Source organism: Effusibacillus lacus (genome assembly GCF_002335525.1).
GTDB classification, from domain to species: Bacteria; Bacillota; Bacilli; order Tumebacillales; family Effusibacillaceae; genus Effusibacillus; species Effusibacillus lacus.
Map to the genome: position 1 here is coordinate 1 of NZ_BDUF01000078.1, position 238 is coordinate 238.

The window sequence follows — 238 nt, forward strand, 5'->3', positions numbered from 1 at the left end:
TAAGATCCCCTGAAGAAGACAGGGTGGATAGGCTGGGTGTGTAAGCATGGTGACATGTTGAGCTGACCAGTACTAATCGATCGAGGGCTTAATCGAAACACCCCACAAAGTGAAGAGAATGCTTCGAAGCATATTCCGAGTACTTTGCGGGGGCCCCGGAAATGAAATCCGGGAAGGTGGATCCCAGCGCATCTCATATTCGCATCTGGTTTTCAGGGAGCAACTAAAATAGAGCTGA

1 rRNA gene is annotated in these 238 nt (G+C 49.2%); it reads left to right on the forward strand.

Annotation, left to right across the window (positions count from 1 at the left end):
* A 23S ribosomal RNA gene (locus EFBL_RS14440) occupies positions 1 to 96 on the forward strand; the annotation flags it as partial.
* Positions 97 to 238 lie beyond the last annotated feature (142 nt).